The sequence below is a fragment of the Paenibacillus periandrae genome, assembly GCF_022458865.1.
Classification (GTDB): domain Bacteria; phylum Bacillota; class Bacilli; order Paenibacillales; family NBRC-103111; genus Paenibacillus_S; species Paenibacillus_S periandrae.
This window is the reverse complement of sequence record NZ_JAJNMU010000044.1, coordinates 1-15,411: the sequence shown is the minus strand read 5'-3', so window position 1 is coordinate 15,411 and position 15,411 is coordinate 1. Positions and strand designations below refer to the sequence as shown.

Genomic DNA, 15,411 nt, shown 5'->3' with positions numbered 1-15,411 from the left:
GTTCATTATTTTTTATGGCTTTGGAGGTTAATATGTCTTTTTTGTGGCAAACGGCTGGCAACGATGTACGAACAAATATAATAAAACGAATATAGGCATAAAATCAAAAATAACAGGGTGGGCTCAATGGTTCCAAACCAGAAAGGAACCTGCCATAGCAGAATCAATTTCATGGTTAAATAGATAGACATGGAGAAATGAAACAGATTTTTGGTCCAGGATAACAGAGTTGTAAAAACGATCAAAAAATACATAACCGCTATACCTACAACAATTCCAAACCACCCCCAATTCACATAATTCTCCATTAAAGCTGGTAGTGGAGCGCTACCAAAGCCGACATTTCCATATATGTAAGGGTAAATCATATTCGCCGCACTGACCTGTTGGTAATCAAATAAGCCAAACAGGTTAATGAACGAAGTTCCGTACAGAAAAAAATGATTTTTTGGAAATATCTCAAAAGCGATGGAAGATGCCCATGGATATACCTCGAAAATGCGATGAAAAATGGTTCCGGATATATACATTATGGATATGCTTCCAACATACACGCTATAAAGCGCATAGAGTACGAAAAAAGCTGTAATCATAAATAATAATAGTTTCTTCAATGAAATAGTATTCGCCATAATGATAGAAGTTAGGAGCAAAGCGGCCATTAAATACATAATGTATTGTTTATTAAGGTATTGAATGGATAGGATGGTGGAAATTGAAATCACAAAAAGAGCATATTTTCTCCATATCTTATAATCCATACTTTTTTGCTTTTGCTGGTAAATCGTAATCATACTTATGAATATAGTCAAAAATAAAGGGATTTCGAATATTCCTAAAGCGAACCAATGAAATTTAGATGTTAGCACAATGTCAATTCTTTTTGATACGAGAGACGACCAGTTTCCATATAAGTCAAACCTGAAAAGCAACGGTGGCGAAAGGATGTAAGAACATAAAATGGTAGAAAATATACTGGTACCGAGCAATACAATAATGATTGTTTTTGCTATGGAGAATTCCCCAATGCCAATTTTAGGAGCGATTGCCGGATAGGTGTATTTATTTCTGACAGCTTCGAGAACATAATATAATATAAAAAAAGAAAAGGAAATTAAGAGGTAACATAAGTAAAGTTCTATTGAAGGCTGGCGTTTAAGAATATTAAATGAAACGAGTCCCACAACATTTAAAGTTAAAAAGCCAGTGTTGCAAATAAAATAAACAAAATATTTACGGAAATTATTATTTTTAATTATTAATATAAGAGGAGTTACTAAAAACAGAATACTTATGCTATAACAAATACCTATGAACAATAGTTCCATTGATTATAATCACCTATTTTTTGGAAAATATTTGACGTAAGTTCCAGATGACCCGATAAACGGATCGACTTATACTTGTCCTGATTAGCATAATAATCAAAGCGGCGATATTTAGCTTAGGATCACACTGATAGGCAGACTTAATCTCTTCAAGGCAGTTCAAAATACGTCCTCCGCGAAGATGAATCCGGGCAGCTACAACATGCGCCTTGCTAAAGGCAATATCTTTTTGATTGAAGAGTTCGGAGGGGATATCAGACCTGTTAAAAAACTGTTGAGTCACTTGAATATACTCAGATGCAGCTTTAAGATCCGTGGCATAATAAGATATGGATTTTGGATGCATCCGATATTGGGCGCATACTTCTGGTATCATTCTAAATTTTCCATGCAAGCCCATTCTCATCCAAAATTCTCTATCCGGGGCCAGCTTTAAATCTGAATTCCATCCCCCAACAATATTAAATGTCTCTTTTCTAAAAAAAGCACCCGGACCGACATGACATTCCTGATCCCTGACTAAAGCGATATAGTCGGTTGGTTTTGAAACAGACTTTTTAATAATTCTTGAATTGGGATCTATCAGATCACAGTTAGGATAAACCATTACTGTCTCTGGATGATTTGACAGCTCATTTACAGCCAATCTAACAGCCCAGGGATGAAGGATATCATCAGAACTCAAATATCCTAGTATTGAGCCACTCGCCAGGCTCCATCCCTTATTTAAAGTGCTGGCCTGGCCCATATTCGATTGATTCTCATAGCGTATACGTTCCCGATATTTTTCTAGTATAGTTGCAGTATGATCGGTAGATCCATCGTTTAATACAATATATTCTATTCGTGGATAGTCCTGCATCAAGACACTGGAAATGCATGCCTCCAAAAATTCAGCTTGGTTATAGGAAGGAGTAACAATAGTAACTAATGGAAGTTCACTACCTATATTATTATTTACTTGCATAGCGTACACCTCAAGTGTGTTTAAAAGTAATTAGTTTCCCGGAATTTCTGATCAGCAGACCAAGCATGGAAGCTATTGCCGTTATTACAGACATGAACAGCATATTGACTGCAATTTGAGGTCCTCCTAAAGAGGATACTTTAATGGCAGGCGAAATATATATATAGTAGATAAAATTCGGAAAAATTTTGAATGTATCAGCAACGGGATTATTTAATCTATTCGCTTCTAGAAGAGCTATATCTTTATCTAATACTGTGATTGAATTATTAATTTCTTTTTTTTCTTCTTCAACAACGGCACGCCTTGTTTGATCTTCATGGCCGGATATAAGCACTCTGTCTATTTCCGAGATTCGTTCTTTTAAAAAAATGATCCTGTTCTGTCTAGTATAGATGTCAATCATAGTTGCCATTTCAATGGAAGCCGTATTTGCGTAATCAACTATTTCCTGAGGATCAGTTCCTCTTACTATAAGTTTAATAGTGTCAGGCTCTGATAAGACTTCAAAATTAATATTGTTTTGAAGCTTGTTAATTGTAAGTTGCGGGTTATTTATTTTTTTTAAAACACGTTCAATAAAAAAAGCACTTTTGAACTGTTCAACTAGCCCGGCCAAAGCTGCCGAATCGTTGGTTACAGATTTATTTACATGTATGGTTACACTTGTAATTAAAGTCGGTTTAAACATGAACCAACTGGCCAGTCCAGTTAGAATGATGCTTAGTGCTACACATAATATACATATCATTTTCCCTTTCCAAAGAGTCATCCAAATTTCTTGCACATTTATATCCTCATTCATCTAGCAATCTCCAATATCATTGATTAGTGAGCCCAGCCTAGATTATAATAGCAAAATATTGTTGGAAACACTAGCTAGAAATTTATTATTGTTACTATAAGGGGACTTTTTATGATCAGTGAAAAGGCAGTCAGTTCGAGCAGTTTTATTCAGCACACCTTGCTTCGTCTTAACAAAGAATCATTAGGATACATACCTGCTATTTTGGTACCTTCTACTCTAAACTTTTTATTGCTGATGTTGTTGACAAGAATATTTGCGCCATCAGATTACGGACACTATTCATTGTTAATCAGCACAACTACATTTTTGACGATTATTTGTGCTCAATGGAATATTCAATCCCTCCAGAGATATCGGCCGGAGTATGCAAGGGAAGGCAGGCAGGATGAATTTGATAGAAATCTGATAAGAATGATGATCTTTATTTCGATTGTCCTTGTGCTTGTGTCGATAGCGATGCACAGGATTGTTACCGGGTTTTCCTTGTTAACGTCAAGCGAATATATATTGGTCGTTGTTTTGATATGGACTCAAATTTTATATACAACGGGGGTTTCGCTGTTTCAATCGGATTCCAATGTAAGAGCATACCGATGGTTTCAGGTAGCGAACGCGTTGCTTAGATTTAGCATAGGATTAGTATGGATTTATTTTATAGAAAATCACATAAACGGAATTATTTATGGGGCTATTCTTGCTAATGTAGCTTTGCTAGTTCCTTTGTATGTAAAGACACAAATATTTAACTCATGTTCAAACCTTTTTAAGAAAGACGGTCAATTTGCTGATTTTCTTCAGAAATTTTGGCGTTTTGGAACGCCGATGATTGGCTGGTTTTTGGGGACGGCAGTACTTGATATATGTGACCGTTATTTTCTGGAATGGTTCCGTGGCAGTACGGAAGTTGGAATTTATGCAGCCAATTACGGTCTGGCGGCTTCTATCATCGGGATATCCGTAGCCCCCTTATTTTCCGCTGTGCATCCTATGGTGATGAGAGCAGAAAGTACGATCGAAGTGCAGCATTTGATCAAAAGCATTACAAAAGTATATTTTCATATAGCAATGCCACTTGGAGCGGCCATGATTGTTTTTCATCATGAATTATGCACACTGTTGTTGGGAAAGGAGTTTGCAGCTGGATCACCTATTATCCCTGTGATGGTTATTGGTTTTATAATTTGGAATGTATCGATTATTGGGCATAAAGGCTATGAATATAAGGAAAAGACAAAAGTCATGCTGATCTTCGTAGGAATTAGCGCATTGGTGAATGTTGTATTCAACTTTGCTTTGATTCCTTACTTTGGTTATATGGGAGCAGCCTATTCAACCTTAATTGCTTTTACTACGTATACGTTACTTATTTATTTTAACTCCAAGCGTTACGTGCTCTGGCAGGTTTCGAAAGTTTTGTTGTGCAAGCTTGTTGGCTTGGCCATAATTATTGCTTGTATAGGATGGTTTACCAAAGGAATTTTACATGATTATTTGCCTATATTGCCTGTTATTTGTATTTGCTTTGCTATTATGATCCCTTTATATTTGTTCGGCCTCATAGCGTTTAGAGAGCTAAAGTTGGATAAATTGAAAAAAGTCTTGAAACGATCATAATTTTAGTGAGTATCAAATTTATAAATCAGAAAGAATCCTTTCTGATTTATAAATTTGTTATGTCCCATTCAATTAGATATCCAATAATTTCTGAATGCGTATTGACAGGTAATATTTTTTTATTTATTAGGTCCGTCTACTAGGCCTTGAATCAGTTCCTTTTCTTTATTATCACTCAACAAAAGTTGATTATATAAAGAAATATTATCCTTGTATTGTTTTTGCAATGCCGCCAAGTACCACCGGTCAATAGCTTTTTCGATATCACTTTTCGGATAAAAGTTTATTTTGTCGAAAAGCACTTTTTCGGACTCCGTATAATTTCCGCGTAAAAAATGAATGATTCCTATGTTTAAACTAATCAGATTTGTAGGACTGAAAGGAAAGTTATTGATTTGTTCAATTGCTGTGTAGCTCTTTAATTTATTGTTTTTCTCAGTAACTATATTGAAATACAGCAGTGCCTTGTCCCACCATACAGACGGATTGCTGTTCGCATCCTTAGCTCTTTCAAGATTCCCAAGTTGGTAAGAGATGTTTATCAATCGTTCATACAGTTTTATATCCCAAGGGAAAATATTCAGGCTCTGCTGTGTTACTTCGAATGCTTTCTCCAATTCATTATTGTTAATCTTTAAATTAAATTCTTGTTCCCAGACATCCCGATTATAAGGATCTGATAATCTAACAGTCTGAAGAGACCGAACCGCTTCGTCATAGTAACTTTTGTCTTTTGTCTGAGAGAACAATTGAATCAATACAGCAATATTGTAAAGAGTGTAATTAGGGTTGTTAGTCCCATAAGAAAGGACATAATCAATCCCGGCTTTTGTTTTTTGATTATCTTTTGATGAGCCGGCTGTTTGTAGGGTTGCTCGGAAAGCATCGTTGCTGCCCAAGATACGGCTAGATTGAACAATGATCACAATAGAACCTATAGAAAGAGCAAAGGTAAGCAAAATGATAGGGATTTTGAGATTATTATTAGTAAAATATCCTTTCTGGAATGGCGAGGTAAACATGCCGCCCAGGCAAATAAATACGAGTATCGATAAATAAACAAAGCTCATGTTGAAATCGAATATACTGTGGATCAAAATAGCCGAAGCAAAAATGAAAAAGATCATGTGTTTAGGGGCTTTATTCTCCTTGGCTTCTAAACGGTGGTTATATATATAAGAATAGAATATAAAAGCCATAAATAATATTAAAATTGCGAAGCCTAAGAAGCCGTACTCAACCAGATATTGGAGAAAGTAGCTATGTACCTGAGCACTTTTATAGGGATATTCCTGGTATGTTGTAGCCAGCATTTGCCAACCACCACCGCCAGTTCCTGTTAGCGGATAATCCATAAATATTTTCAAGCTATCCTTGTAAAACATGATTCGCTCGGAGATACTGCTTATACTCGTAATTCTATTGAGAACCTGCTCAGGAATTAGGTATGGAAAATAGAATTGTAAAACAAAAAAAACAGCTATTCCTAAGAAGCAAAGTATAATAGGTGTCACCACTAGCGTGTATCGTGAAAAGTGGAATTTCTCGAAGTACTGAAGCTTTTTTTGCAAAACTGGCAGCAGCTTAAGGTTTAATGAAAACCACAGTCCAGTGAATGCAAGACTAGAAATAATAATAATTGAAGATCCTTTAGTTGCTGGAGCTGTGCTTGGGGAATTGTGCATTTCAATACCAATGGCCACCATAGGGTCAAGCATAAAAAGACATAGCAAAAAGCAGGCTGCGGACATCAGAATGAGTGTAATCTGTTGGGAAATATTCAAAAAATACAACATGATTACTATCATGACCGCGAGAGTAAGCAGCCCATTTCTGGAGCCGGTTAGAAGCAGGGAAAGCATGATTGGAACCAGCATAAGGGAGTATGCGGCATAAAGCCATCTCTTGGAAGTGTGGATGATGAAATAAGCAGTGCTGATAAAAAGAGCTATCAAATAGGCTGCGTAAGCATTTGCATATTGAAATACAGAAGATAGCCTGAAATCAAATCCTGATGCTGTAGGCGTTACTGTCATGGCGTCGGGGTAACTAGCAACACCAAGTATATTTAGAATACCGAATAAAACAACCCCATACCCCGCGATCACTATACTGCACTGCAGCCATGAAGAGAAGCCGGTGCGTCTCGTCAAAACATTTGTTACTACAAACATGAATGCCAATATGCAGCCTATAAGGATATATTGCTGGGACATATATTTGGATACAGAAGCGTTATAGGACAGAATCATGCTTAAGGGAAGCAGTAGTGCGGCTGTATATGCGATCACTGAGGCACGGGTAAGTGAAGATTTATTTACATACAGCAAGCAAGTACCAAGAATGCTGACAATAGACAAAAACAAAATCCAGGCGAAGATGGGTTTCTCGAAGGTATAGTTCGTACTGTAAAATAACCCTTTGTTAAAAGGGGCAATAGCAACAAAAAATGTTAGGCAGGCCGCGATTAATCCATTGATAAATACGGAATTATCATATTGTAGGCCAGAGTCTGATTTTTTTATAGTTTTGTGCCCAGATTTATTCATTAGAATTCTCCTCTTATCGTTGAGATACTTTAAGATTTTATCATAAAATGTCGAGCATTCAACTATTTTCCTCACCTTTCGCTATTTGATGTTTTGATTCGACACTTATTCAAATGGTTACTTAAAATTTGATGTTTATCTATCTAGTATTTGATAATCTATTTTGATATCATTGTTATCGATATCAGAAGTAGTCAGGACAAGCTTCGACAATATTTTACAACACCAAATAGGAGCCTGCTATGAACAAATCTCACTATGCAATTTTAATTCGGATATCGGATGCTGTTATTATATTAGGGGCAACGTATGCTGCATACTTTTTGAGATTTGATTATCCGATTCCGGCTCCATATAGCAAATTTATCAATTATGCAGCTGCTATACACGCCATAGTCATGTTTTCACTATTTTTTAATAAAAATATTTATAAAAAGGTTTGGCAGCATGCAAGCATCGAGGATGTTTTCTCGTTAGTAAAGCTTGTGTTTTCCGGTTACCTAATTTCATTTGTCGTTATTTCTGTGCTTAATTATTCATTCTCCGAATTCACTGTGCCACGAAGTATCCATGTCATGTCATTGATTATTTCTATGGTTTGTCTCTGCTGCTCGCGAATATTAGTAGTGGGCATTCACAATTCTTTTATCAAGATGCAGCCTCATCATCAAAGAGCCTTGATTGTTGGGGCCGGTCAGGCCGGGATGCTTGTTGTGAAGCAGCTTAAACAAACCAAATATAAATCGGCATATTTTCCCATCGCTTTTGTGGACGATGACAGAGGGAAGCATCATATGGAGATTTACGGTGTACCTATAGCAGGACATACGAGAGATATTCCCCACATTGTTTCCAAATTCGACATTTCAATTATTATTATAGCTGTTCCTTCAGCCAATAAAGAGAACTTTACTAGAATTATCGAAATTTGCAAACAAACTACCTGTCAATTAAAAATAATGCCTGCAATGAGTGACCTTATTCAGGGACATGTCAATATAGGTGCCTTGAGAAACGTCAGTGTAGAGGATTTACTTGGTAGAGAGCCGATTCGCCTTGATTCTACTGAAATTAAAGAACATATTTCTAATAAAACAGTAATGGTGACGGGAGCCGGGGGATCCATTGGATCGGAGCTTTGCAGACAGGTCTGCAAATTTTCGCCTCAGAAATTAATACTCCTGGGACGCGGTGAGAACAGTATTTATGAAATTGAGCTGGAATTAAAAAAAAGTTTTCCCCATATTCAAATCGAACCGATAATTGCGGACTTGCAGGATCGTAAAAGAGTGGATGCAGTGTTGAAAATGTTTAGGCCGGATGTCGTCTTTCATGCTGCGGCCCATAAACATGTGCCTTTAATGGAGAAAAATCCAGTAGAAGCCATTAAAAACAACGTATTTGGCACACGTAATCTGGTCCATTGCTGTCATATTTATGAAGTTTCTCGTTTTGTGCTTGTATCGACAGACAAGGCCGTGAATCCGACAAATGTGATGGGAGCAACAAAAAGATTAGCCGAAATGATTGTACAAAACATGAATGGTAGAAGCAAGACCAAGTTTGTTGCTGTTCGTTTTGGCAATGTTTTGGGCAGCAGGGGAAGTGTCATTCCCTTGTTTAAAAAACAGATTGAAGCCGGGGGACCGGTAACCGTTACTCATCCCGAAATGGTTCGGTTTTTTATGACAATTCCAGAGGCTGTTCAATTGGTTATACAAGCAGGGGCTTTTGCAAATGGTGGAGAAATATTTATACTGGATATGGGTAAACCAGTTAAAATTGTAGACCTTGCCAGAGATTTGATTGCATTATCCGGTCTAGAAATCGACAAGGATATTGCTATTCAGTTTACAGGTATAAGACCTGGAGAGAAGCTTTTTGAAGAATTGTTGAGTACGGAGGAAATAACTTCTGCTACCAAGCATAACCGGATTTATATTGGTAGGCCTGCTATCAACTCATTAGAGAAATTGGACGAGCAGTTATCCGAATTGGAGCAGGCGGTTCTTCACAATGATATTTCCTTAAGTTCCAAAGAGTTGAGAATGTTGTTGTGCCGATTGGTTCCTTCCTACCAAATGAATACAGGCACTCATCCACAGAAGGTGAACAATAAGTTTCACAAAAACCTGGTATATCTTGAGCAGTCACCTGGTTTCAAAGCGAAAACATAGAAAGGTGTGCCGAGTTGCATATACTAGTAGTTACACAATATTTTTGGCCGGAAAATTTTAAAATTAATGATTTGGTGATCGGTCTGCTGGATAAGGGACATAAGGTAACTATTCTTACCGGTAAACCCAATTATCCATCTGGTAAATTTGAAGCTGGCTATAGCTTTTGGGGTAAAAGTCATGACAAGTACTACGAATGTGATGTGTTTAGGGTTCCAATAATTCCGAGGGGTAAGGGAACTAGCATCTATTTATTTGCTAACTTTATTTCTTTCGCTTTACTGGCAAGTTTGTTTGCGCCTTTTCTGTGCAGAGGGAAGTACGATATGGTTTTTGTTTATGAACCTTCGCCGATTACAGTCGGGCTTCCTGCAATAGTCATGAAAAAGCTTATTAAAAAACCTTTGTTTTTCTGGGTACAAGACCTATGGCCGGAGAGCTTGTCGGCTACGGGAGCGTTAAATTCGCCCCGCTTGTTGTCAGTGGTAGGTCATGTAGTGAAGTATATTTATAAGCAATGTGATCTCATTTTGATACAATCGAGCAAATTTAGATCGTCTATCGAAAAACTGAATGTTCCACGCGAAAAAATCGAATATTTTCCCAATTGGGCTGAGTCCTATTACATGCCGCTTTCTACTTCAGAAGCTGAATTACCTCGAGCCTTACCTGAGGGTTTTAATATCGTTTTTGCAGGAAATCTGGGTGCAGCCCAAGACCTCCCGACCATTATTGATGCGGCCCACTCGCTGAAGGTTCATTCCGATATTAATTGGATAATGATAGGTGATGGCAGAATGAAGTCCTGGCTTGAAAAGCAGATCGTTGAGCAGGGGCTTGAGCAAACTATGTATGTATTGGGTAAGCACCCGGCTGAAACCATGCCGCATTATTTTGCGCATGCCGATGCCTTACTGGTTACATTGAAAAAAAGTTCAATATTTGCACTTACTATTCCAAGCAAATTACAGTCTTATCTGGCATGCGGACGACCCATTATTTCCGCCCTGGATGGTGAAGGAAATCGAATACTTGAAGAAGCGGGCGCTGGAGTCAGCTGTCCTTCTGAAGATGCCCAAGCGTTAGCTACAGCGGTGCTCCAACTTTATGAGATGAACGCAGAAGCTAGGGAGGAGCTGGGTAGGAAAGGAAAGCATTACTACGATCAAAATTTTGATCGGCCAATGTTGGTCAACAGGTTGGAAGCCTGGATGGAACAATTTACGCATACCTCATAAAACGATAAGTGGTGATCCTATGACAAGAATATTAATTTTGGGCGGTACAGGAATGCTTGGTCATAAGCTTTTTCAGGATTTCATAAGAGAAAATCAATGGATTACTTTTGCAACTGTCAGGTCTAATGAAAATCTTTCTCAATGGTACACCACCGAGCAACTGCAGCACACGATTTCTGGCGTAGACGCCTATAGAATTGAAACTGTATATAAGGCCATTGACACCGTTAAACCTGATGTCGTCATAAATTGCATAGGGATTATCAAACAGCTTCCGGAAGCAAAAGATGCTATTAAATCGATTACAGTCAATGCCTTGTTTCCACATTTGCTGGCGGCTTATTGCAAGCAGGCCCATGCGAGATTGATTCATATCAGTACGGATTGCGTTTTTAATGGACAAAAGGGAAATTATTTGGAGTCGGATGCCAGTAATGCGACGGATCTTTATGGTAAAACGAAGCAGATGGGGGAAGTGATTGATGATATTAACACAATAACCCTGAGAACTTCAGTAATAGGCCATGAGCTCAAAAACCATTTTAGTCTGATTGACTGGTTTCTTGCACAGGATCAAACTGTACGAGGTTATTCGGGTGCCATTTATACAGGTTTTCCAACTATAGAGTTTTCCCGTATCATCAAGGAATTTGTAATACCTCAAAAGGGATTGTACGGGTTATATCATGTTTCATCCGAGCAAATATCCAAATACGATTTGCTCAAATACGTATCCGAGTCTTATGATCATAGGGTAGAGATAGTGCCTTATAATGATTTCATAGATAAAAAGTCATTAAATTCAGACCGCTTTCAGCAGGCTACCGGTTATAAAGCTCCTTCCTGGCCGGAATTAATTAAGAATATGCATAAGGACTATGAAAACACCTTGAAGGAGAACGAATATGGCTATGAAGGTTATGACCATCGTCGGTACAAGACCCGAAATTATTAAGCTATCGAGAGTAATGGATCATTTAAATAGGTTTACGAATCATATACTGGTACACTCCGGACAAAATTATGACTATGAGCTTAATGAAATTTTTTTTAATGAGCTTGGTATTAAAAAACCGGATCATTTTCTGAATGCGGTAGGAAAAAATACAGCTGAAACGATAGGTAATGTAATTGCCAAATCCGATGAGGTAATGGAGCTTGAACGCCCGGATGCTATTTTATTGTATGGAGATACCAACAGCTGTTTATCGGTGATAGCCGCTAAGAGGCGGAAAATCCCTGTTTTTCATATGGAAGCTGGTAACCGCTGTTTTGACCAGCGTGTTCCGGAAGAGCTGAATCGGAAGATCGTTGACCATTTAAGCGATATCAATATGACTTTAACGGAGCATGCCAGAAGGTATTTAATTGCTGAAGGTTTGAAGGCAGAAACGATATTTAAAGTGGGTTCAAGTATGAAGGAAGTGCTAAACTATTATCACCCCAACATTATGAAGTCGAATGTACTTGAAAAGTTGAAGCTTGTCAACGATCAATATTTCGTCGTCAGTATACATCGGGAGGAGAATGTGGACTCAGAAACCAATTTTCATGATTTACTTGAATCACTTCAAACTATTGCACAACGATATGATAAAGAGCTTATTGTATCAACGCATCCCAGAACCCGAAAAAGGCTGGAACAATTGGATATGAGTCTGTTTGATCAGCGAATCCGTTTTTTGAAGCCGCTTGGATTTTTTGATTATATTTATTTGCAAATGCATGCGAGCTGTGTCATTTCCGACAGCGGCACGATTACTGAGGAGGCGTCAATTTTAAAGTTTCCTGCCATTACGATCAGGCAAGCTCATGAACGTCCGGAAGGTATGGATGAAGGTACGTTAATTATGGCAGGTTTAACAAAAGAGCGAATTCTGGACTCCATGGAGGCGGCGATGGGACAGTTCACAGCTCAGACTGCTTTAATCAGAACGGTGGCAGATTATGATGTCGATCTGGTATCACGTAAAGTTTTAAACATTATATTAAGTTATACGGATTACATTAATCGCACAGTTTGGTTCAAGTAAGGATGGTATTTATGAATAAGGTTTTGGTTACCGGAGCAACTGGCTTTATTGGACAAGCTGTATGTCGGGTGCTGGTTGATGCAGGTTACGAGGTTCACGGTTTAAGCAGAAGCAAGCAAACGTTCAGTACCGCAAACGGAATACATTGGCATGTATACAGCGATGTTGATGATCAACGAGGGATTGAAGCCGCTTTGCAGGGAATGGATGCGGTTATTCATTTGGCTGCACGCGTACATCAAATGAATGATCGTATAGCAGATCCTTTAGCAGAATACCGAAAGGTTAACACGCAGGGCACTAAATTGTTAGCTAAAGCTGCTGTGAAGGCATCTGTACGCAGATTTATATTTGTCAGTTCAATTAAAGCCTCTGAGGATGCCAAAGCTTTGGCAGAGGATCCTTATGGTTTGAGTAAACGTGAAGCGGAAGCAGAACTGCACAAAATTTCCGAAGCAAGCGGCTTGGAGACTGTGATCTTCCGTCCTTGTCTTGTATATGGACCTGAAGTGAAGGCTAATTTTTTAAGCTTGTTAAAAATGGTACAGGCTCCGATTCCACTTCCATTTGCCAAATTGCAAAATCGCCGCAGCTTTCTGTATGTAAATAATTTCGCGGATGCTATTCTTTGTAGTCTAAGTGCCAATCAGGCAGTTGGACGCATTTTTGCTGTTTCCGATTGTCATGATGTATCAACAACGGAACTGATACAAACTGTGGCTTGGGCTGCTGGCGTGAAGGCGAGAATGTTTTATTTGCCACAATGGACATTGAGATGGCTGGGAACATGCACAGGACGTTCTTCAGCGATTGAACGATTGGTAGGCTCATTAACAGTCGATACAAGCACTATTAGGAATGAGTTGGTATGGACACCGCCTTTTACTTTTCAGGAGGGTATTATGAGTACGGTTCAATGGTATTTAGGTACTGAAGGGAATAAAGGAAAACATGTATAAATATATGAAAAGGATACTGGATATTGTTTTTTCTGTTATTCTACTTGTTGCCTTCTTTCCGTTGTTTCTTGTTATTGCAATGATGATCAAAGTCGATTCAAAGGGACCGGCTTTTTTTGTTCAAACAAGACTGGGTCAAGATGGAAAGCTATTTTCCATTTTCAAATTTCGTAGTATGAAGTCGGGTACGCCTGATATTGCAACCGACCTGCTTTCCGACCCGAGCATATATACAACAAGAATTGGAAGGCTTTTACGGCAGACTAGCTTGGATGAGCTGCCTCAGGTATGGAATATTTTACTGGGAGATATGTCGTTTATTGGTCCAAGGCCGTCTCTTTATAATCAGTATAAATTAAATCAGGAAAGAATCAGGCTGGGTATTACTCAAATTAAGCCTGGATTAACAGGGTACGCGCAAATTATGGGTAGGGATTTTATTACAGATGAGCAAAAGTTGGAGTTTGACAAATTTTATCTCGATCATATGACTTTGATTCTTGACATACAGATTCTGTGCAATACCATCATACAAGTAGTGAGGAGCGAAAATGTCAGAAATAATTCCTAATATATGAAAATATATGTAAATCGATAAGAAAAATAAAGGAATATTCAAGAAAAAGCGTATTGTTGAGTATCAGGCACTTTTGTTATAGTAAAGAAGAGAGTTAATCATATTCTCGCTTGTCGAACTATGCCAAATTTCCACTTTGGAGCAAGACGAGCAGATGGCTAAGAATGAGCTCTCATGAAGTCATGTAGTCATCATCTATCGAGAGGAGAGAGAGAGGAGAGTTCAGAATGAGAAGGAAGTTGTTATGGCTTCACAGTGGTATCATGGCTATGATGCTGATGCTTCAGGTTGTGATTCCCCAAGCTGTTGTTTTTGCCCTTCCAAATTCTGCCCCATCGGTAACAACGGTGACCTACCAAAACTACGGAAACGGAGTATTTGGGGTAGAGGGAGAGGTATACGGGGATGGAGGCAGTCCTGTTACGGAGCGAGGGATTTATTATTCAGTTGCTCCTAATGCAAACGCCAATGAAATGAATGTTGTAGATGCTATGTACGGAACAGGACCTTTTTACGGCAGCCTTATTAACTTACTTCCTGGTTATACTTATTATGCAAAGGCCTATGCTAAAAATTTGAATGGAATCGCTTATGGTGGGGTAACTTCATTTACAGTTCCTGTGGCAGCACCAACGGTAACGACGCTGACGTACACGAACATCACGACAACGACCGTTGATTTAACAGGAAATGTAAGCTCGGACGGCGGAGCACCGTTAACGGAGCGTGGCTTTGTGTATGCAACAACCCCGAATCCGACAACGTCGAACACGAAAGCAACCGATGGAACGAGTACGGGAGCGATGAGTAAGACCTTAACGGGATTGACGCCTGGTACGACATATTATGTGCGTGCATATGCGACCAACAACACAACAGCAACGGGCTATGGAGTGGAAGTTCAGTTTAGGACGCAGAACTTACCGGTAGCACCAACGGTAACGACGCTGACGTACACGAACATCACAACAACGACCGTTGATTTAACGGGCAATGTAAGCTCGGACGGCGGAGCATCGTTAACGGAGCGTGGCTTTGTGTATGCAACAACCCCGAATCCGACAACGTCCAACTCAAAAGCAACCGATGGAACGAGTAGCACGGGAGCGATGAGTAAGACCTTGACGGGATTGACGCCTGGTACGACATACTATGTGCGTG

Annotated in this window: 11 protein-coding genes and 1 pseudogene; 8 read left to right on the top strand and 4 right to left on the bottom strand. The window is 38.8% G+C overall.

The genetic code is table 11. From position 1 onward, the window contains the following. Positions 1–5 precede the first annotated feature (5 nt). The 3 genes from LRL21_RS42065 to LRL21_RS42055 are packed head-to-tail and all read right to left on the bottom strand — an operon-like array spanning position 6 to position 3,100. A complete protein-coding gene (locus LRL21_RS42065) occupies positions 6–1,328 on the bottom strand; it encodes an O-antigen polymerase (protein WP_240421726.1) in 1,323 nt (440 codons plus the stop codon). Between the two features lie 13 nt (positions 1,329–1,341). Then, positions 1,342–2,295, bottom strand: coding sequence for a glycosyltransferase family 2 protein (locus LRL21_RS42060; RefSeq protein ID WP_240421725.1), 954 nt, complete (start codon positions 2,293–2,295; stop codon positions 1,342–1,344). Positions 2,296–2,305: 10 nt separating this feature from the next. Then, the gene (locus LRL21_RS42055; RefSeq protein ID WP_240421724.1) at positions 2,306–3,100 is read right to left on the bottom strand and encodes a Wzz/FepE/Etk N-terminal domain-containing protein; all 795 of its coding nucleotides are present in this window, start codon (positions 3,098–3,100) and stop codon (positions 2,306–2,308) included. Positions 3,101–3,211: 111 nt separating this feature from the next. Between LRL21_RS42055 and LRL21_RS42050 the strand changes: the two genes are divergently transcribed. Further along, positions 3,212–4,717 carry a lipopolysaccharide biosynthesis protein gene (locus tag LRL21_RS42050; protein ID WP_275901164.1) on the top strand — a complete coding sequence of 502 codons (1,506 nt, stop codon included), beginning with the start codon at positions 3,212–3,214 and terminating at the stop codon, positions 4,715–4,717. A gap of 119 nt (positions 4,718–4,836) precedes the next feature. Here LRL21_RS42050 and LRL21_RS42045 read toward each other — a convergent pair whose 3' ends face one another. Beyond that, positions 4,837–7,266, bottom strand: a complete 2,430-nt coding sequence (locus LRL21_RS42045) for an O-antigen ligase family protein (RefSeq protein WP_240421723.1) — start codon at positions 7,264–7,266, stop codon at positions 4,837–4,839. Positions 7,267–7,508: 242 nt separating this feature from the next. Here LRL21_RS42045 and LRL21_RS42040 point away from each other — a divergent pair, with 242 nt between their 5' ends. The 7 genes and pseudogenes from LRL21_RS42040 to LRL21_RS42010 form a co-directional block, all read left to right on the top strand. Continuing rightward, positions 7,509–9,443, top strand: a complete 1,935-nt coding sequence (locus LRL21_RS42040) for a polysaccharide biosynthesis protein (protein WP_338044765.1) — start codon at positions 7,509–7,511, stop codon at positions 9,441–9,443. Positions 9,444–9,457: 14 nt separating this feature from the next. Beyond that, entirely contained in the window at positions 9,458–10,681 is a 1,224-nt protein-coding gene (locus LRL21_RS42035; protein ID WP_240421722.1) for a glycosyltransferase family 4 protein, read from the top strand. A gap of 19 nt (positions 10,682–10,700) precedes the next feature. Further along, on the top strand, positions 10,701–11,636 hold the full coding sequence (locus tag LRL21_RS42030; protein WP_240421721.1) for a dTDP-4-dehydrorhamnose reductase family protein: 936 nt from the start codon (positions 10,701–10,703) through the stop codon (positions 11,634–11,636). After that, positions 11,587–12,714, top strand: a complete 1,128-nt coding sequence (wecB, locus tag LRL21_RS42025) for a non-hydrolyzing UDP-N-acetylglucosamine 2-epimerase (protein WP_240421720.1) — start codon at positions 11,587–11,589, stop codon at positions 12,712–12,714. The genes LRL21_RS42030 and wecB overlap by 50 nt, the downstream gene beginning before the upstream one ends. Before the next feature lie 11 nt (positions 12,715–12,725). Continuing rightward, on the top strand, positions 12,726–13,673 hold the full coding sequence (locus tag LRL21_RS42020; RefSeq protein WP_240421719.1) for an NAD-dependent epimerase/dehydratase family protein: 948 nt from the start codon (positions 12,726–12,728) through the stop codon (positions 13,671–13,673). Positions 13,674–13,677: 4 nt separating this feature from the next. Further along, positions 13,678–14,244 (top strand): sugar transferase, encoded by a 567-nt coding sequence (locus LRL21_RS42015; protein WP_240421718.1) that lies wholly within the window; start codon positions 13,678–13,680, stop codon positions 14,242–14,244. Between the two features lie 233 nt (positions 14,245–14,477). Further along, a pseudogene (locus LRL21_RS42010) lies at positions 14,478–15,411 on the top strand (hypothetical protein); the annotation flags it as partial.